At 50.1% G+C, this 15,413-nt stretch carries 19 protein-coding genes; 14 read left to right on the top strand and 5 right to left on the bottom strand.

All coding sequences use genetic code 11. The annotated features are described in order from the left end of the window. The first annotated feature begins 63 nt into the window (after positions 1-63). From KDW_RS30920 to KDW_RS30900, 5 genes are all read left to right on the top strand, one after another. Positions 64-384, top strand: coding sequence for a TetR family transcriptional regulator C-terminal domain-containing protein (locus KDW_RS30920; protein ID WP_162005784.1), 321 nt, complete (start codon positions 64-66; stop codon positions 382-384). A 98-nt stretch (positions 385-482) separates the two neighbouring features. Then, positions 483-1,124: a cellulose binding domain-containing protein gene (locus KDW_RS35535; RefSeq protein WP_198925725.1), complete on the top strand. Its 642-nt coding sequence runs from the start codon at positions 483-485 to the stop codon at positions 1,122-1,124. A gap of 109 nt (positions 1,125-1,233) precedes the next feature. Beyond that, on the top strand, positions 1,234-1,617 hold the full coding sequence (locus KDW_RS30910; protein ID WP_162005783.1) for a glucosaminidase domain-containing protein: 384 nt from the start codon (positions 1,234-1,236) through the stop codon (positions 1,615-1,617). 139 nt (positions 1,618-1,756) lie between these two features. Then, complete coding sequence (locus KDW_RS30905; RefSeq protein WP_151759733.1) at positions 1,757-3,007, top strand: serine hydrolase domain-containing protein; 1,251 nt, start codon at positions 1,757-1,759, stop codon at positions 3,005-3,007. A gap of 183 nt (positions 3,008-3,190) precedes the next feature. Further along, entirely contained in the window at positions 3,191-3,754 is a 564-nt protein-coding gene (locus tag KDW_RS30900; RefSeq protein ID WP_162005782.1) for a GNAT family N-acetyltransferase, read from the top strand. A gap of 33 nt (positions 3,755-3,787) precedes the next feature. Here the strand turns inward: KDW_RS30900 and KDW_RS30895 are convergent, their stop codons facing one another. After that, on the bottom strand, positions 3,788-4,066 hold the full coding sequence (locus KDW_RS30895; protein WP_162005781.1) for a hypothetical protein: 279 nt from the start codon (positions 4,064-4,066) through the stop codon (positions 3,788-3,790). Between the two features lie 651 nt (positions 4,067-4,717). On the opposite strand from KDW_RS30895, the gene KDW_RS30890 reads away from it, so the two are divergent. The 3 genes from KDW_RS30890 (at position 4,718) to KDW_RS30880 (ending at position 6,611) form a co-directional block, all read left to right on the top strand. Next, positions 4,718-5,173 carry a DUF4383 domain-containing protein gene (locus tag KDW_RS30890; RefSeq protein WP_151759730.1) on the top strand — a complete coding sequence of 152 codons (456 nt, stop codon included), beginning with the start codon at positions 4,718-4,720 and terminating at the stop codon, positions 5,171-5,173. A 195-nt stretch (positions 5,174-5,368) separates the two neighbouring features. After that, positions 5,369-5,944, top strand: coding sequence for an enterochelin esterase domain-containing protein (locus KDW_RS30885; RefSeq protein ID WP_151759729.1), 576 nt, complete (start codon positions 5,369-5,371; stop codon positions 5,942-5,944). Between the two features lie 58 nt (positions 5,945-6,002). After that, the gene (locus KDW_RS30880; RefSeq protein WP_233098050.1) at positions 6,003-6,611 is read left to right on the top strand and encodes an alpha/beta hydrolase; all 609 of its coding nucleotides are present in this window, start codon (positions 6,003-6,005) and stop codon (positions 6,609-6,611) included. A gap of 24 nt (positions 6,612-6,635) precedes the next feature. On the opposite strand, the gene KDW_RS30875 is transcribed toward KDW_RS30880, so the two are convergent. Further along, positions 6,636-7,520, bottom strand: a complete 885-nt coding sequence (locus KDW_RS30875) for a tetratricopeptide repeat protein (RefSeq protein ID WP_162005780.1) — start codon at positions 7,518-7,520, stop codon at positions 6,636-6,638. Between the two features lie 217 nt (positions 7,521-7,737). On the opposite strand from KDW_RS30875, the gene KDW_RS30870 reads away from it, so the two are divergent. Further along, on the top strand, positions 7,738-8,304 hold the full coding sequence (locus KDW_RS30870) for a TetR/AcrR family transcriptional regulator (protein WP_151759726.1): 567 nt from the start codon (positions 7,738-7,740) through the stop codon (positions 8,302-8,304). 90 nt (positions 8,305-8,394) lie between these two features. On the opposite strand, the gene KDW_RS30865 is transcribed toward KDW_RS30870, so the two are convergent. Both KDW_RS30865 and KDW_RS30860 read right to left on the bottom strand, forming a co-directional pair. Next, positions 8,395-8,955 carry a TetR/AcrR family transcriptional regulator gene (locus KDW_RS30865; protein ID WP_151759725.1) on the bottom strand — a complete coding sequence of 187 codons (561 nt, stop codon included), beginning with the start codon at positions 8,953-8,955 and terminating at the stop codon, positions 8,395-8,397. A gap of 3 nt (positions 8,956-8,958) precedes the next feature. Beyond that, the gene (locus KDW_RS30860; protein ID WP_151759724.1) at positions 8,959-9,672 is read right to left on the bottom strand and encodes an MBL fold metallo-hydrolase; all 714 of its coding nucleotides are present in this window, start codon (positions 9,670-9,672) and stop codon (positions 8,959-8,961) included. 201 nt (positions 9,673-9,873) lie between these two features. On the opposite strand from KDW_RS30860, the gene KDW_RS30855 reads away from it, so the two are divergent. The 5 genes from KDW_RS30855 (at position 9,874) to KDW_RS30835 (ending at position 13,769) form a co-directional block, all read left to right on the top strand. Next, a complete protein-coding gene (locus tag KDW_RS30855) occupies positions 9,874-10,287 on the top strand; it encodes a MarR family winged helix-turn-helix transcriptional regulator (protein ID WP_151759723.1) in 414 nt (137 codons plus the stop codon). Positions 10,288-10,372: 85 nt separating this feature from the next. Beyond that, the gene (locus KDW_RS30850) at positions 10,373-11,362 is read left to right on the top strand and encodes a ring-cleaving dioxygenase (RefSeq protein WP_151759722.1); all 990 of its coding nucleotides are present in this window, start codon (positions 10,373-10,375) and stop codon (positions 11,360-11,362) included. 263 nt (positions 11,363-11,625) lie between these two features. After that, entirely contained in the window at positions 11,626-12,327 is a 702-nt protein-coding gene (locus tag KDW_RS30845) for a type II toxin-antitoxin system HicB family antitoxin (protein ID WP_151759721.1), read from the top strand. Positions 12,328-12,376: 49 nt separating this feature from the next. Beyond that, positions 12,377-13,210 carry an AraC family transcriptional regulator gene (locus KDW_RS30840; protein ID WP_151759720.1) on the top strand — a complete coding sequence of 278 codons (834 nt, stop codon included), beginning with the start codon at positions 12,377-12,379 and terminating at the stop codon, positions 13,208-13,210. A gap of 169 nt (positions 13,211-13,379) precedes the next feature. Next, entirely contained in the window at positions 13,380-13,769 is a 390-nt protein-coding gene (locus KDW_RS30835; RefSeq protein WP_151759719.1) for a VOC family protein, read from the top strand. Between the two features lie 86 nt (positions 13,770-13,855). On the opposite strand, the gene KDW_RS30830 is transcribed toward KDW_RS30835, so the two are convergent. Beyond that, positions 13,856-15,412 (bottom strand): DNA-3-methyladenine glycosylase 2, encoded by a 1,557-nt coding sequence (locus KDW_RS30830; RefSeq protein WP_151759718.1) that lies wholly within the window; start codon positions 15,410-15,412, stop codon positions 13,856-13,858. Position 15,413: the final 1 nt, after the last annotated feature.

Below are 15,413 nucleotides of genomic sequence, written 5' to 3'. Positions count from 1 at the left end.
TCATTCTGAGAATGATTTGAGCAGGATGTCAGCTCTTATCCAGACGACCCACGAGGCCAATTGGTGGTGGTCTTTGCAGCGCTAGAGAAGATGGTTTCCAATCCGATGTGTCATGGTTGCCCGTTCCTGCATGCGGCCACTGAGTTTCCCGAGGAAACACACCCAGGGCATCATCTGGCACTGGAGCATAAGCAAGCGGTTCGAGCCCGTTTCCAGGCGCTGGCGGCACAGGCAGGCGCACAATATCCAGAGATACTGGCAGATCAACTCATGCTACTTATGGACGGCGCTCATCTGCAATCGCGTATGTTCGGCCCTACTAATCCGGTAGTCTATGTGGCCCAGGTGGCGGTGGCCTTAATCGACGTCCAGCTTCCTGGATAAGCGCAAGGGGTTGTTTTCAAGTCCTCTAGAAAAATATGCCATTATCCACATCAAGTTGATCAAAGCCTGGCCAGGGCTTTAAATCCCACCTGGCAACATTGAACAATGGTGGCGGCGGTGGTGGTGGTGGATCAACTGTTACAGATCCTTTGAACGACTATAGTAAAATCTTTGCTCATTCCAGCAACCTGACCTTTGATAATACCAATACTGCCAACTTCAACAATGATGCCTCGCGCCTGACGCGTACCGCGACCTCGGCTGAATGGGCAGTGTGGAAACAAGCGGGCATGACCCAATTCATGGCGGATAGTTACTACTGGCCCACGCAGACGGTCAGCGATTTCCAGTTTTATACTTCAGCTGACAACAGCACCTACACGCAGGCAAGTCCGCAGAAGAATAATCTGGGAGGAAACTGGACGCATATCCAATATACCGTGAACGTCCCGACAGGAACAAACTACGTTAAAGTCATCTTTCCGACCGACGCCACCAATGCCTGGGATCCCCAGATTGCCCAGGTTGTCCTGACCTACTCTGGCAGTAGCGCGACGCCGACGCCGACACCACCAACACCGACCCCGCCAACGCCGACACCAACCAGTACACCTGTTGCTGGTGGAAGCTGTAAAGTTGTCTACAGCGTAACGAATCAGTGGGGTGGTGGTTTTAATGGTGATATCGTGATTACCAACACCGGCTCAACAGCGATCAACAGTTACCAGTCCACAAAATAAGGAAAATCCAAGTCCGGTAGACTCAAATAATCCCTACACTGTATTCAGGCAACCGACGCTCAATGCCCAGCAGATTGATAGCATCCTCAAAGCCTATCATTCGCCATTAGTGGGTAAAGGGCAACTTTTTTATAGTTTAGGTAAAGACCATAACATCGATTCCACGTTTATTCTGGCAATTGCGATGCATGATTCAGAGTTAGGTAAAACGACTCACGCCAATCAAACCCATTCATTGGCACCGCTCGGCTGCTATCAGGGTGTACATTGTGTTAATCATTATGCAGCTTATAACAATTGGGAGGCAGGTATTAGAGACCTGTATATCATATTTGAATATTATATCTATACGCTACATAAAACAACTGTAGACACGATTGTGCCGACTTTTGCAGGCCCACTTGCAAACACGTCGGCTAAGCAGCAAGCCTATGTAGTATTCGTAAAACAGGTGATGGATAGGTGGCGTTCGGGACAAGTGCTTGCTGATTGAAGCACACAGTAACTCTGGCCTTAATGGTGACATACAGTTGTCGCTATTCCTATGTTATACTCTCCTGGCATGAGAGAGAGGTGGAGTACATTACGCCTCTCTTTTTTTGAAATAGGATTATGTGATAGCAAGAGGTTTCATGAATAAAATGGACACTATTGAGCGTGGCGGGTTTTCCCAGGAACGTCTGGGTCGCCTGAGCAAGGTTTTGCAGGGCTTTGTAGAGCGTGGCGAGCTAGCTGGAATAGTAGCGCTTATTCACCGACACGGTGAGGAGGCCCATATCGAGACCGCCGGTTGGCAAGATAAAGAGGCGGAGATTCCGATGAAGCGCGATACGATCTTTCGGATCGCTTCCATGACCAAACCAATTGTGGCGGCCGCCGCCTTGACACTGGTTGAAGAAGGCAAGATTCGTCTCTATGATCCATTAGATGCCTGGCTGCCAGAACTAGCTAAGCAGATGGTGATGCGCGACCCCGGTGGCTCACCTGATGACGTTTATCCCTCACCACGCTCAATTACCCTGCACGATCTGTTGACATATTGTATCGGCATCGGATGGGGGAATTCCAGTCTGCGACCTCGCATTTTTGCTCTGACGGCTGGACCGGTCGCAGATGCGCTCCAGATCCCGAACCTTGAGCACCTGGGGTACGATGAATGGCTGGCTCGTATTGGCGAATTTCCTTTGGTCTATGAACCTGGTGAGCGTTGGATGTACCAGGTGTCCTCTGAGATTCTAGGAATACTGATTAGCCGGATTGCAGGCAAGTCGCTGGAAACGTTTTTGTTCGAGTGCCTCTTCAATCCTCTTGGGATGGTCGATACGAGCTTTTCAGTAGCCCCAGAAAAGCGTAATCGTCTGGCGACTCTCTATGCACCTGGACCTGATGGAGGGCTCACTGTACGAGATCATGCGAGTAGCACGAATTGGGCCGAGCCGCCAATCTTCCAATCCGCAGCAAGTGGTCTCGTCTCCACCATCGACGATTTTCAGCGCTTCGGGCGTATGTTGCTCAATCAGGGAGAACTGGATGGTGTGCGTATACTCTCACGTAAGACCGTGGAGGCCATGACGACTGATTATCTAACGCCTGAGCAACACACCCATCCCTTTGGTAATTTTGATCGCTGTGACGCGGATCGATCCAACATGTGGACCAACTGGGGATTTGGTTATGGGGTCGCAGTCAGGAACAGGCGGATCGGCTTAGGTCCAGGCGTCGGGTCCTTTTTCTGGCCGGGCGCGTTTGGCACGACCTGGATAGCAGACCCGCAAGAGCAGTTGGTGGCAACCCTCCTGCCGCAATTCGTGGGCGTAAACCCATTCTACACCCAGGTTGGCGAAGATTTTCTGGCTATGACCTATCAAGCAATCGCTGATTAAGGTGTGCAATAGATCGGGCTCAAGTTCGAAAACCAGAGGTATATATTCAGGATATATACCTCTGGTTTTCGATCAGGCCGGTTCTTCGTTGTTGACGGTCAGACCAGATTGGTGTACAGCGGCCAGGATGGCCAGCATCGGATGATTCTGAAGATGAAAGAGCAAGATGAAAGGTTTCCCATCATGACGATTCTTGAGACGCCACGCTTACTACTACGTCCAATGCATATAGACGACCTGCAAACAAAGCATGTGATTGATAAGCATCCAGATGTCTACCAGTTCCAGGGATTCTCACTGTTACCCAATGGAGAGAAGCGGCCCCGTACCCTGGAAGAGACACGCGAGAAACTGGAACAGCGCATCGGGGAGTTTGGTCTCCAGGGGTTTGGGATGTGGGCGGTAGTGCTCAAAGAAAGCAATACCTTTATAGGTTGGGCTGGCCTGCAGTTTTATCTCCTTGAGTACCACACCCATAGCACCCCTGAAATAGAGCTGTTTTATGCGCTGTCACGTTCCTATTGGGGCCAGGGGATTATTCACGAGGCCTGTCAGCAATTGATTGAGTATGGTTTTAAGACCCTTAAACTCACCCGTATCACCAGCGTCGTCCATCGTGAAAATACGCGCTCACTCAATGTTGCCAGACGCAATGGTATGCGCCTGATTGATTATCCCTCGGACGCACATAATCTGTTATGTATTCTTGACAATCCTGCTCTTGTCCAGGAAGACTTGCATGGCTGATTAGTGCCAGCCTGCAGGTCTTTTAGCTTGTCCTTATTTGATTGTACGGTTGACTGCTGGTACGATGAGCGGGATGAGCAGTCCGATGAGTAGTAAAGCGAGGCCGAGGCCGAAGCCGGTGTAGGTCAGGCCACGATCACCAAGCGCCCCAATGCAGGGATTGAGCGCGATACTGATCACGGAGCCGATCAGCCCAAGTCCTGATAGTGTGGTGGCACGAGATTGGTCGGAAATGTTCTGATTAAGCTGATATTCTACCAATGGTGCCTGCCAGGCCGAGAAGGAGACGAATAAAAGTAGAGGTCGGCACATAAGCGTGAGAGAACCAGCCAGCGAATAGACTGGACGTCTAGCACATCCCGAAATGGTAGCCAACGCAAGAACAAGCGCATCGTAAAAGCTCCTTTAAGCAGCAAAACATAGCTAAGCAGCAAAACATAGCAAAAAAACTCAAGTGGAGCGGGGAAGATCACGCATGACCTGGTTGTGGTGTCAGGAGAGTTTTTCTAACAAAAAAAGAAGCTGAAAAAAGGCATAAAGCAGCCATGGGCGATCGGTGGATTACTGTAGATGCGTTGCGCCTGAGGTGTCCACTGGTGAGTGGAGCATCCATGTACCGTTGTATCCAGAACTATTTGCCTTTTCTTATATATAGTAATTTCTGAAAAATGATAATCTCCATGCCTGAGCGTTAATATAGCAAAAAGGAACTGCTAATGTCAAATACTAAGTAATTAGAAAAACGTCAAATTTGAGGGCATGGCGTTTTCCTGGCACATACCTTAACAAGGTTAGAAATACATAAGATAAGTGCTGAAATGCATCCCTGGAAGCAAATGAAGCGTGCTATAGAGGTAATCAAAAATGAAGGCTTGAAATACAAAATTTTGTTTTAGTATTTCAGAAGCACTTATGTTTTATCATTTATTGAATTAACATTAAGACAGACGGAAGGAAATTAACATGAACAACTGGTCTATCAATCGAGTAGTTGCTCTCGTCATCGGCATCATTTTCCTCTTACTTGGTATCGTCGGATTTGTCACTCCACCTGAAAACAGTACTGGCGTCATTGCCATCTTTGGTCTGTTTGATTCCGACACGGTTCACAACATCCTGTATGTCGTAACCGGTCTGCTGGGTATCGCCTCTGCCTTCACCGGTTGGGAGCGTCGCTTTAACCAGGTGTTTGGTATCGTTTATGTACTGCTGGCCCTGCTGGGTGTGATCCCACAGTTGTACTTCCCAGCCGGTTCTTATGGTGATGACAAAGGTCTCTTCCTTGGTCTGACCCACATGAATGCTGGTGACCATATTCTGCACCTGATCACTGGTCTGATCGCTGCTGGCGTTGGTTTCTTCATGAAGGGTTCAGTACGCCATCCAGGACCTAACGCTCGTGCTCGTCAGGAAATCTAAATAAATTTCCCGTCATAGGGTTCTGAGTTGGTGCCAGGATTTTCTCTTAAAGAAGATCCTGGCATTTTTCATGCTTAAGAAATTATTGGTTGCGCGTGTATTGATGCTTTAACCTATGGTATAATAAAAGCTTAATATGAACACTGTCATGGTTTTTTGTCGTTAAAGGATTAATTATAGTAGAAAGAGGGCAAGATGCCTGCGTATACAAGCCCGCGTATTATGCAACTCAGCCAGGATTTAGAGACAGGGAAGTCAGATGTGTTGATGGCATTCTGGCGAGAAATTGAGGAACATGGTGCACCGATTATAGAGTCAATTACAGATGAGGAGACGCAGGATCGCTTAGTGACTGTGGTCTGGCGTGGTGGACCAGACACGCAGAATGTGGTGGTCTTGGGTGGATTGACCAATAATACTGAGATCAAAGAAAATATATTGACTCGGCTGGCTGAGACAGATGTATGGTATAAAACCTATCGTCTGAATGTTGAGGTACGCACAGCGTATTATTTTGCGCACAATGACTCACTGATTCCCTGGGATCAGGAAAAGGATATCCAGGCTCGCAGAAGGACTCTCCAACCGGATCCCTTGAATCCTCAACAGTTGGTCTACCCGGCTGATGAAGAGGATCCTAATGATTTCTCCACAACTTTGTCAGTGCTAGAACTGCCCGAGGCTCCCGAGCAACCATGGATCACCAGGCGGAAAGGGGTGCCAGCGGGTCAAGTGGAGAGACATACTTTTGAGAGCGCTATTCTAAAATAGTCGCCGTGTCTGGATTTATACCCCACCTGGATATAGCCAGGAACATGATCCCTATGGAGTGCTCCTATTGTTTGATGGTTCAGTATATGTTGACCTGGTCCCCACACCGACCATTCTGGACAACCTTCTAAGTGCAGGTAAGATTCCCCCGCTGGTCGTAATCCTGCCCGATAGCCTGAATGAGGAAACGCGTAATCGAGAACTGCCTTGTAATCCCGAACACGCCGCCTATTTACAGCAAGAACTGATGCCATGGGTACGGGAACATTATCATGTCAGCAGTGAACCATCACGTTGCATTGTCGCAGGATCAAGCTATGGAGGCCTGGCTGCTACCTATACTGCCCTGCAAGCGCCTGATGCCTTCGGCAATGTCCTGTCCCAATCCGGCTCCTATTGGTGGGGTAAAAAACATCCGAGCGAGCCCCAGCCAGAATGGTTAGCCAGGCAATATGTGATCAAAGATAGGCAAGCCATCCACTTTTACCTGGAGGTTGGCTTGCTCGAGCCATTGGCGGATATGGTCACCACTAATCGGCATATGCGTAATGTCCTTGAAGCCAAAGGCTATCGGGTTGATTACAGCGAATTTGAGGGTGGTCACGACTACCTTTGCTGGCGCGGCACCCTTGCTGATGGACTTATCAGTCTGACCTCTGGCTGGTAGCATGAAGCGATATATGAGCACATTTTACTCATTGTGAATAATGCCGCGGTCAGGAGTGGAATCGACCAGGCCTGGATAGCCCATTTCCACAGCGATAGTGCGGGCGGAGGTTGTATGCTTTTGCGCATTTGCTGTGTCCCCTTTAGCCTGGTAGATGTCTCTTAGTAGGAGATGATCAAGTGGCAGATAGGGCTTGAAGTGTGCGGCCTCACGTAGAGCCAGGGCTTTCTGGGCCAGGATGAGTGCCTGATCCAAATGTCCTTGTAATAGGGCATAGAGGGCACGATGGCGGGTCGGCTCAGTCTTTTCAAAGGCATAATTATGTTGCTCAGCGAGCTGGCTGGCCCGCGCATAGCATGTCTGGGAACGCTCATACTGCTGCCAGCGTTCATAGATCACTCCCACCTGAAAGCAGGACTCGCTGATGCCACGTGTATCCTGGAGGTCTTCGCGCAGCGCCAGCGCCTGCTCCTGATAGGCCAGAGACTGATTATAGTGGCCTGCTGATTGTGAACTGTTAGGAGATTGGCCAGCCTGTACTCTGGCCACGATAGTTGCAAAATAGTGGGCCTGTCCAAGTAAGCTCAAAGCATCCGCTATCCTCTGTGGATCCTGGCTTTCCTCGGCCAATTGGTGGGCCTGGCGTATGATTGCGAACATGTTCGTGGGATCTTCACGCGTGAGCAAGTGTTCGACGATTAGAACCTGGCCATAGATTAAGAGAAGCTTCAGCCTGAGTTGCGGTAGTGGCTGATCAACTTCCAGTAGCTGTAACGCTGTGCGAAGTAATTGTTGGGCCGATTTTAAGTTTCCATTGGTATAATGTGCCCGGACAATTGTACATAGTTCATCAATGGCTCTGGTATAGTGGCTGGTGAACTGTTCATGGTTGGATTGAGTTAACTGCATCTTTCTGTCTCCTTGCTGGATATTGAACGTATAGCGAGCGATTGCGTATCTTTGCATCCGTCAACTATAATAGTATGGCTCAGGCACGGCAGTAGCAATAATCAACTTTTCGTAGGTGTTGATTATGCGACAGAGAGAGCATTTTGTTGAGAACTAAAGAGCAGGAGAGAGGCAGGAAGCAGGTATGGAGATCTAGCAGAAGTGTAAAGATCGGCGTATCCAGCGTACCCGCCAGTTACTATTCACGGCGTTTAGAGATATCGCCAGACAAAAACGCTTTGCCGCCATCACGATTCAGGATATTACGGATCGTGCTAACGTCAATCGCGGCACATTTTATCTTCACTTCGCGGATAAATACATGCTTCTGGACGCCTTTGTACGCGAGGACTTCCAGCGTGTCCTGGCTACGTCCTTACCGGCTACTACCTGTTGGGACAGACAATCTCTGCATCTGCTTATTTGCACTCTCTTAGAGCACTTTGAGAAAAAATATCAGCATCAGAAGCATATCCCTGTAGCTATTGCTCCTTTAATAGAGCAGGCCATCCACGGTGAACTGACCACGCAACTTCTCTGCTGGTTACAACAAGGTGCTGGCCACCAGGCAAACCGACAAATTCCATTAGAAACCATCGCGCGCATCACTGGTTGGGCCATCTTTGGGCCGATAATCCAATGGAGCCAGGAAGAGAGCATAATCTCAGTTGAGCAGATGAGTAATGCTATTCTCCTGATCGTTCTGGATGGGGTAGAGCGTCTGGTACCTGATGCTTTAATTTGAGGTGAGAAAGCAAGAATAAGCATAGACAGATAAAAATGCAAGCTATACTGTTTTGTCAGGTGGTAGTGAATGAGGTGGTATAAATCTGGCCTACGTCTTTTCAAGCCCTGAAATAAACAGATTGAGCATCCAATTGAAACTGGCTTGTGGATCGACTGCCATGCGGAAACCGGAGGCTTGCTGTAGTGAGATAAAGCCGTGAATGAGGCTACGCAGGCTACGAATCGCATGGATTTCGTCTTGATAGTCGAGGTGATAGTGCGCGAGGATTGCCTGGACGATCTCTACCAGTTGCGTAGCCAGTTTCTGTACCTCCTGGTTATCGGGATCGGGGGCCAGTGTCAGGGTGTAGCGAGCAGGAGTTTCTCGCGCATAGGACAGGTAGGCGTTGGCAAAGGCCACGATAGCATCCGCACCTGCTTTTCCGATAGTTGAGCGTGCTGTACGTTCTAATACCTCGCGCAAGCAATAAGCAGCGAGATCATGCTTGAGTCCTGATAATCCATCAACATGGTTATACAGGGAGGGAGTTCGCACTCCCAGGCGCCGGGCAAGTTTGCCCAGCGAAAGTGCTTCAATCCCCTCTGTATCGACCAGTTGAAGTGCTGCGTCTGTGATGCTTGTTCGATCCAATCCTGCTCTTGGTGACATAACCTATTTCACTTTTTCTTTTGCCAGCACTCGTTCCATAGTCTGGATAGCGCGTTGCATTTTTGCTTGTGGTTGGCTTATCATACGACCATGCCCGACTGCCAGCAAGGAAGGTTGAAGGTTTAGTAGTTTGCGGGCACTATTCAGGCTCAAGCCTTTATGCCATGTTGCCATAGCTGGAAGTGGAAAGAGTGGCTGGAACTTCCCAGCGACTGCAATGCCGCCGAGAGTCTGGAAGGCATCTCCAACGATAATGGCACGATCGCGATGATCCAGAAATGCCATGTGGCCGGGAGTATGTCCAGCGGTCGCAATCACCTCAAGGGAGCCGATGCGGTCACCTTCATGGAGCAGGCGTGTTGGTGTGGTTGTACAAACTGGATAACCGCCGCGCAAAGTGTCCTGTGGCTCCGTAGGATCCAGGCTCTTATCACCCTTGAGGAAGCGCGCATCGCGCTCACTGATCATCACCTCAGCTTCTGGCAGTGCCGTATGAAGCTCATCCAGCGATCCCACATGGTCCGCATGGGCGTGCGTCAGTACAATACGTACGATTGGTTGACCCAATTTTCGGGCGGCCTGAATAATCGGCTGGGCCTGTCCACCAATCGTCGTATCAATCAACGTAAAGCCATCTTCTTCACGGACAAGATAACAATTCATGGCTCCAAAACAGGTTAACTGGAAAAGGTGCTGGCTGTTAGTATGTATTTTCATGAGAGCAACATCCTTGTTAGATGAATAAGTTTAATATCAAAACTAATATATATAGATTATAAACTAATATCATTAGTTTCGCAAGAGGCTAAAGCAGCTAATTTGTAGATGGTAATCAGATTCATTGATTGTAATCGGACTTGACATAGTTATGGTTTAGTGCTAAACTATGAATATGAAATGAGAAAGGAAGTGATCTAGATGGCTCGATCGTCGGTGCTAGCGTGGTTGCGGATCTTCCGGGTTTTTCAGAAGATTGATCGCATGTCGGATGTGCATCTGCGCACATGGGGATTGAGTACGGCCCAGTTTGATGTGCTGGCGCATGTGGGGGCGGCCAAGGGGATTACGCAGCAAGAGCTGGCAGATCGCTTGCTGGTTACAAAAGGTAACATTTCACAGCTGCTGGATCGTATGGAGAAAATGGGCTGGCTACAGCGTTGTCAGGAACGGCGCAGTAATAGTTTGAGCCTGACTGAGAAGGGTCAGGAACTCTATGAGCGCGTGGTTCCAGCTCAGGAAGACATGATAGCGACAAAGTTTCATGGCCTATCAACGGCGGAAATATCAACGTTATTGGGACTCCTGCGCAAACTGGATCATTCATTAGAGTAGTGCTTCCTTTTTTTTACACAGTAAGTTTAGTTGTAAACTCAATTTCGATAGATACGTCAAGACATATTCTCAAGGGAGAACAATCATGCAATTAGGTGGACTGCACCATCTCAGTGCAATTACTGGCAATGTTTCACAAAACGTCGCATTCTACACCCAGGTTTTAGGCTTGCGCCTGGTCAAGAAGACCGTCAACCAGGACGATGTTTCGGCCTATCACCTGTTCTATGGCGACGAGATTGGCCATCCCGGCACTGAACTCACCTTTTTTGACTGGCCGCAGTCGGGACCTAATCGTCCAGGTGTGGGTACGATTTCCGCGATTATGCTGGGTGTGACCGGACGTGAGGCTTTGGAGTGGTGGGTGAAACGCTTCGACCAATTCCAGGTCAAACACGATGGCATCCAGGTGCGCAGCGAGAGTCAGCCAAAATCGTTCCTGGCTTTCCGAGATCCAGAGGGCCAGCGTTTAGAACTGGTGGATGACGAAGGTCGCATGGGCGGTAAGCCGTGGCAGAAGAGTCCTGTGCCCGATGAAATGGGGATCCATGGCCTGTACGGTGTGCGCATGCTGGTGCGGGATAGTGTTCCAACGGCGAAACTGCTGACAGAGACCATGGGGTTTCGACCAACCTATAGCTATCAAGCCGAGCCAGGCTATACTGTTGAAGTTTTTGAAGTCGGTCCTGGTGGTCCTGGTACTGAAGTACATCTGGATGTGCGTCCCGACCTGCGTTTTGGTAGTCCTGGTATTGGTGGAGTTCATCATGTGGCCTTCCGTACACCGGATAACGAAGAGCATGAGCAGTGGCGCGAAAAGCTGGCCCGGGTCGTCCGCAACGTCACCCCGGTCATCGAGCGCTACTACTTCCATGCCATCTACTTCCGCGAGCCCAATGGTGTCCTGTTCGAAATCTCAACCGACGGACCAGGCTTTACCGGCGATGAAGATCCTGAGCATCTCGGTGAATTGCTGGCCCTGCCGCCTTTCCTGGAGCCCTATCGGCGCGAGATTGAAGCCAATCTCAAACCGATCCAGCCCATCGTGCTAGAGCCGGTGGCGCAAGAGAAATAAGTCACAAGCCAGAAGTGGGTCCCTGTAACTTTCATTAGTTATGGGGACCTTTATTTTTGATCGCTAATGGCCAGGCCAGAAAGCGATATATTTTGACGATGATACCAGCGAATGTAATACCTGCTTTGACGGTTGAACTCTTGTATGGTACATTCGTATCCGCCTGGTGAATTTCTTATATTAGTTTGACATGTGCTGTCATTATCTGTACCATCTGGAACAGGAGTGTATGGTAATTTTGTTCGAAACTAGAGGAGTGGCTGGTGCTTTATCATCTCTATTTAGAGTCTGGTCCGCAGCGTAAGAAGACGATGGTACATGTATTGGAATTGCCAGGTTGTGTGGTGACTGGTCCGACAACTGAAGAGGCGATGGCGCGGACACCGGATATTATCCGAGAATATCTACGGCTGTTGCAGCACCATGGAGAGGTGATAGATGCTGAGATCCAGTTGGAGGTAGCCCAGCATATTACTGAGGGCTCCTGGCTGGGTAATGGAGATCCAGCGTTGCTGTTGCCAGGGGATCTGGAGCCATTGACTATAGAGCGTCGGGAAGAATGTCTACAACTCTCGCAGTGGATACGCCAGGAGATGCTGGCTATGGTGCAGAGTTTGAGTGATGAACAGTGGCAGGAGAAGCCAGCCAGGGGGCGGACGATCCGCGCCATCCTGGAGCATGTCTTTAATGCCGAGTATTCGTATATCCGAGGGTTTGGCAAGCTCGAAGGTATGGCTGGACCCGGTTCGGTTGAGCGGAAATCACGAGATGAGTTTCTGGCGTGGATGGAGTATGTGCGGACGCGTGAGAATGAAAAGATCCGTGCGCTGACTGAGTCGGAGCGTAGCGAGCAAACTCAGCATGGCCAGCAGATCAAGACCGCCAGCAAAGTGATGCGTCGCATGCTGGAACACGAGTGGGAGCATCTGATGGAGATCAAGGTGCGGCTGGGATATCCTTTATAAGAACTGTATAGCTTACGTATGAGGGCTAGTGGGGGAGAGGAGCCAGATCGTGTTCATTCATCATCATGCCGTACCTGCCCTACCACTGGCAGCGTTTATCGAAAATTTCTGGATGTATGCAGGTGAGCCACCTACCCATATGCTGGAACGTCGCCTGCCAGATGGTTTAATCGAACTGATTATTAATCTGCATGCCGACCAGATTCAGGTTGCTGATCTGTATGCGCCTAACCGGCTCCGAAGCTATCCTGGCGCAATTGTCAGAGGCGCTCATGCTATACCGACCTTTATTGCTACCAGTTGTATGATTACCGTTATGGGAGTGCAATTTAAATCTGGTGGGGCACTACCATTTTTATCATTGTCAGCTTCTGAGTTGTGCAATCAGGTCATAGCTCTCGAAGATATCTGGGGGGAGACTGCCCACAAACTTTACGAACAATTGCAGACAGCGATAGAAGTGGAGGAACGCTTTGCTATTCTTGAGCATGCGTTGTGTCTGCGCCTCAACGTAGCATATAGTCCTCACCCCTCTGTTCCCTTTGCACTCACACAATTCCAGCGAAATCCAGGTAGCACCAGCATCGCTAGAATTGTCGGACAACTCGGTATCAGCCAGAAGCATTTTATCCAGGTCTTTCGTGATGCCACTGGACTCGCCCCCAAGCAATTCTGTCGTATCCAACGCTTTCAACAGCTTCTACGTTCCATTGCAAACTCCGCTGACGAGCTTAACTGGACTCAAATAGCGCTGGACTGGGGCTATTTCGATCAGTCTCACTTGATCCATGATTTCCAGAACTTTGCCGGGCTCGCGCCGGGAGCTTATCTAGCCGGACGTAGCCAGTTCCATAACCATGTTCCACTGCTTGAGCAGGTGTAATTTTTACAAGACAGCCGTATCTCCAACCAAGTACATTCATAGATGAGTGGCTTTTTCCAGAAAGGATTATTGCTAAAGAGTCGCTTCGGAAGCAGGCAGCGTCCTTTTGCTCCTGTTGATCCGTTTTTTTGTTGGCAATGATTATGCTACTGAAAGGATTGTACATACTATGACAAACACAAATATCGCTATGCGCCATGGAATGGGCACGGTCCGTCCATATCTTTATGGGAAGCTGGATCTGCTGGATTTCGTGAAGAATGTCTTTGGAGCAGAGGAATTAGAGCGTGCGTCTACAGGTGAGAACGGAGTGCACGTTGAGGTGCAGATTGGTGACTCGGTTGTGGTACTAGAGATCGGTAAGGATTTCACTGCAGCCACGCGGGCCTCTACCTATGTTTATGTATCCGATGTAGATGCTGCCTATCAGCGTGCTATTCAGGCTGGTGCAACCTCGCTGAGCAAGCCCGAAGATAAACCCTATCATGAGCGCGGTGCTGGTGTGCGGGATACCTTCGGGAACATCTGGTGGATTGCCACCTACGCTGGTAAGAATTAATAGTAGCATTGATGGGCATCCAATACCAGGAGCCCATCAATGCCTGGACAACGCGTCTATTCTTCGGATATATGGAAGATACGTCTTTATCTTCCATTGATAACTTCTATAACTCGTTCCTGAGGGATGGCTGAGGGTGGAACGGTAATTGTTGGGATTGAGGGTTTCAATTGTGACTCTGGTTGCGCGAGGCTGGCCCACAGGTGGTGGGTGGCATAGGCGCGCCAGGGGCGCCAGGCTTCGGCACGCTTTTCGATATTTTTGAGGTCAGCGGGAATTTCATGTTTTTCCAGGGCGCGGCGCAGACCGAGGTCGGCGGCCGGGAAGGCGTTGGGATCACCCAGGGCACGCATAGCAATATAGGATGTGGTCCAGGGTCCTATACCTGGAAGCTGCTGTAAGTGGGTAGTGGTCTGTTCACGATCGGCGGTGCGGTCAAGTATCAGGCCTTCTTCAGTGACCGCGTGTACCAGGGCCTGGAGAGCCTTGATGCGACCGGTGGTTAGTCCAAGTCCTTGTAGATTAGCCTGAGCGATAACTTCGGGTGGGGGAAACAAATGGGTCAGGGAGCCCTGTGGCTGCTCAAGGGGCGTCCCCAGAGCGGTCACCAGTCGTCCTGCGAGGGTACGTGCGCCTGCTACCGAAACCTGCTGGCCTAAAATTGCTCGCACAGCCAGCTCAAAGCCATTGACGGCTCCTGGCACACGCAGCCCAGGGCGAGTAGTGATGAGCGGTGCCAGTAACGGATCTCTGGCCAGGACCTCTTTAATGGCTCCAGGAACCGCATCCAGATCAAAGAGTTGACGTGCACGTTGCACGACGAGATTCAGGTCATCCAGGTTAGTTAGCTGTAAGCGTAGCTGAATGGCATTTGCCTGCTTCAATGGTTCCATTTCGATGATGCCATGTGAGTGTGGAAGCGTCACGGTTCGTCGATACAGGTTGCCTGCTACTTCCTCGACGCCTGGAATAGCCCGCTTTGCAAAATAAGAAAGCAGGTGATCGCTATCAAATGGTGGACGATACTGCAAGCGTAAATGTAGTTTACCCTCGCCCTGTTGTTCTGATTGGCCATTACGCCGAAAATTTGAGGGTGGGCAGCCAAAGGCCGCCTGCATTGAGACATTGAACTGGCGAATACTACTGAAACCGGCTGTAAAAGCGATGGTGGTCAGTGAGAGCTGCGTTTGATCGATCAGCAAGCGGGCTGTCTGGGTGCGGCGAGAGCGAGCGATCGCTAGTGGTCCGGCTCCTACCTCGGCCACCAGCTCACGATGCAGATGGCGTTCACTGACGGCCAGACGCGTGGCCAATCCGCTCACACCCTCACTATCTACGATTCCGTCGGCAATCAAACGCAACGCCCGCGCAACCAGACCAGCGCGCACATTCCATTCAGGTGAACCTGGACTCACCTCTGGATGACAGCGGCGGCAAGCTCGAAAACCTGCAGCTTCGGCGGCGGCGGCACACGAATAGAAGCGCACATGTTCCGCAAAGGGAGTGCGCGCCGGACAGATCGGCCGGCAATAGATCCCCGTGGTCGTAACCGCCGTAAAAAACTGTCCATCGAAGCGTGCATCGCGGCTGCAAATGGCCCGATAGCACAGATCAAAATCGCTGATGAGATGTCGTGTTTCCATA

It is taken from the genome of Dictyobacter vulcani (assembly GCF_008974265.1).
GTDB lineage: Bacteria > Chloroflexota > Ktedonobacteria > Ktedonobacterales > Ktedonobacteraceae > Dictyobacter > Dictyobacter vulcani.
This window is presented reverse-complemented; position numbering and strand designations above follow the sequence as displayed.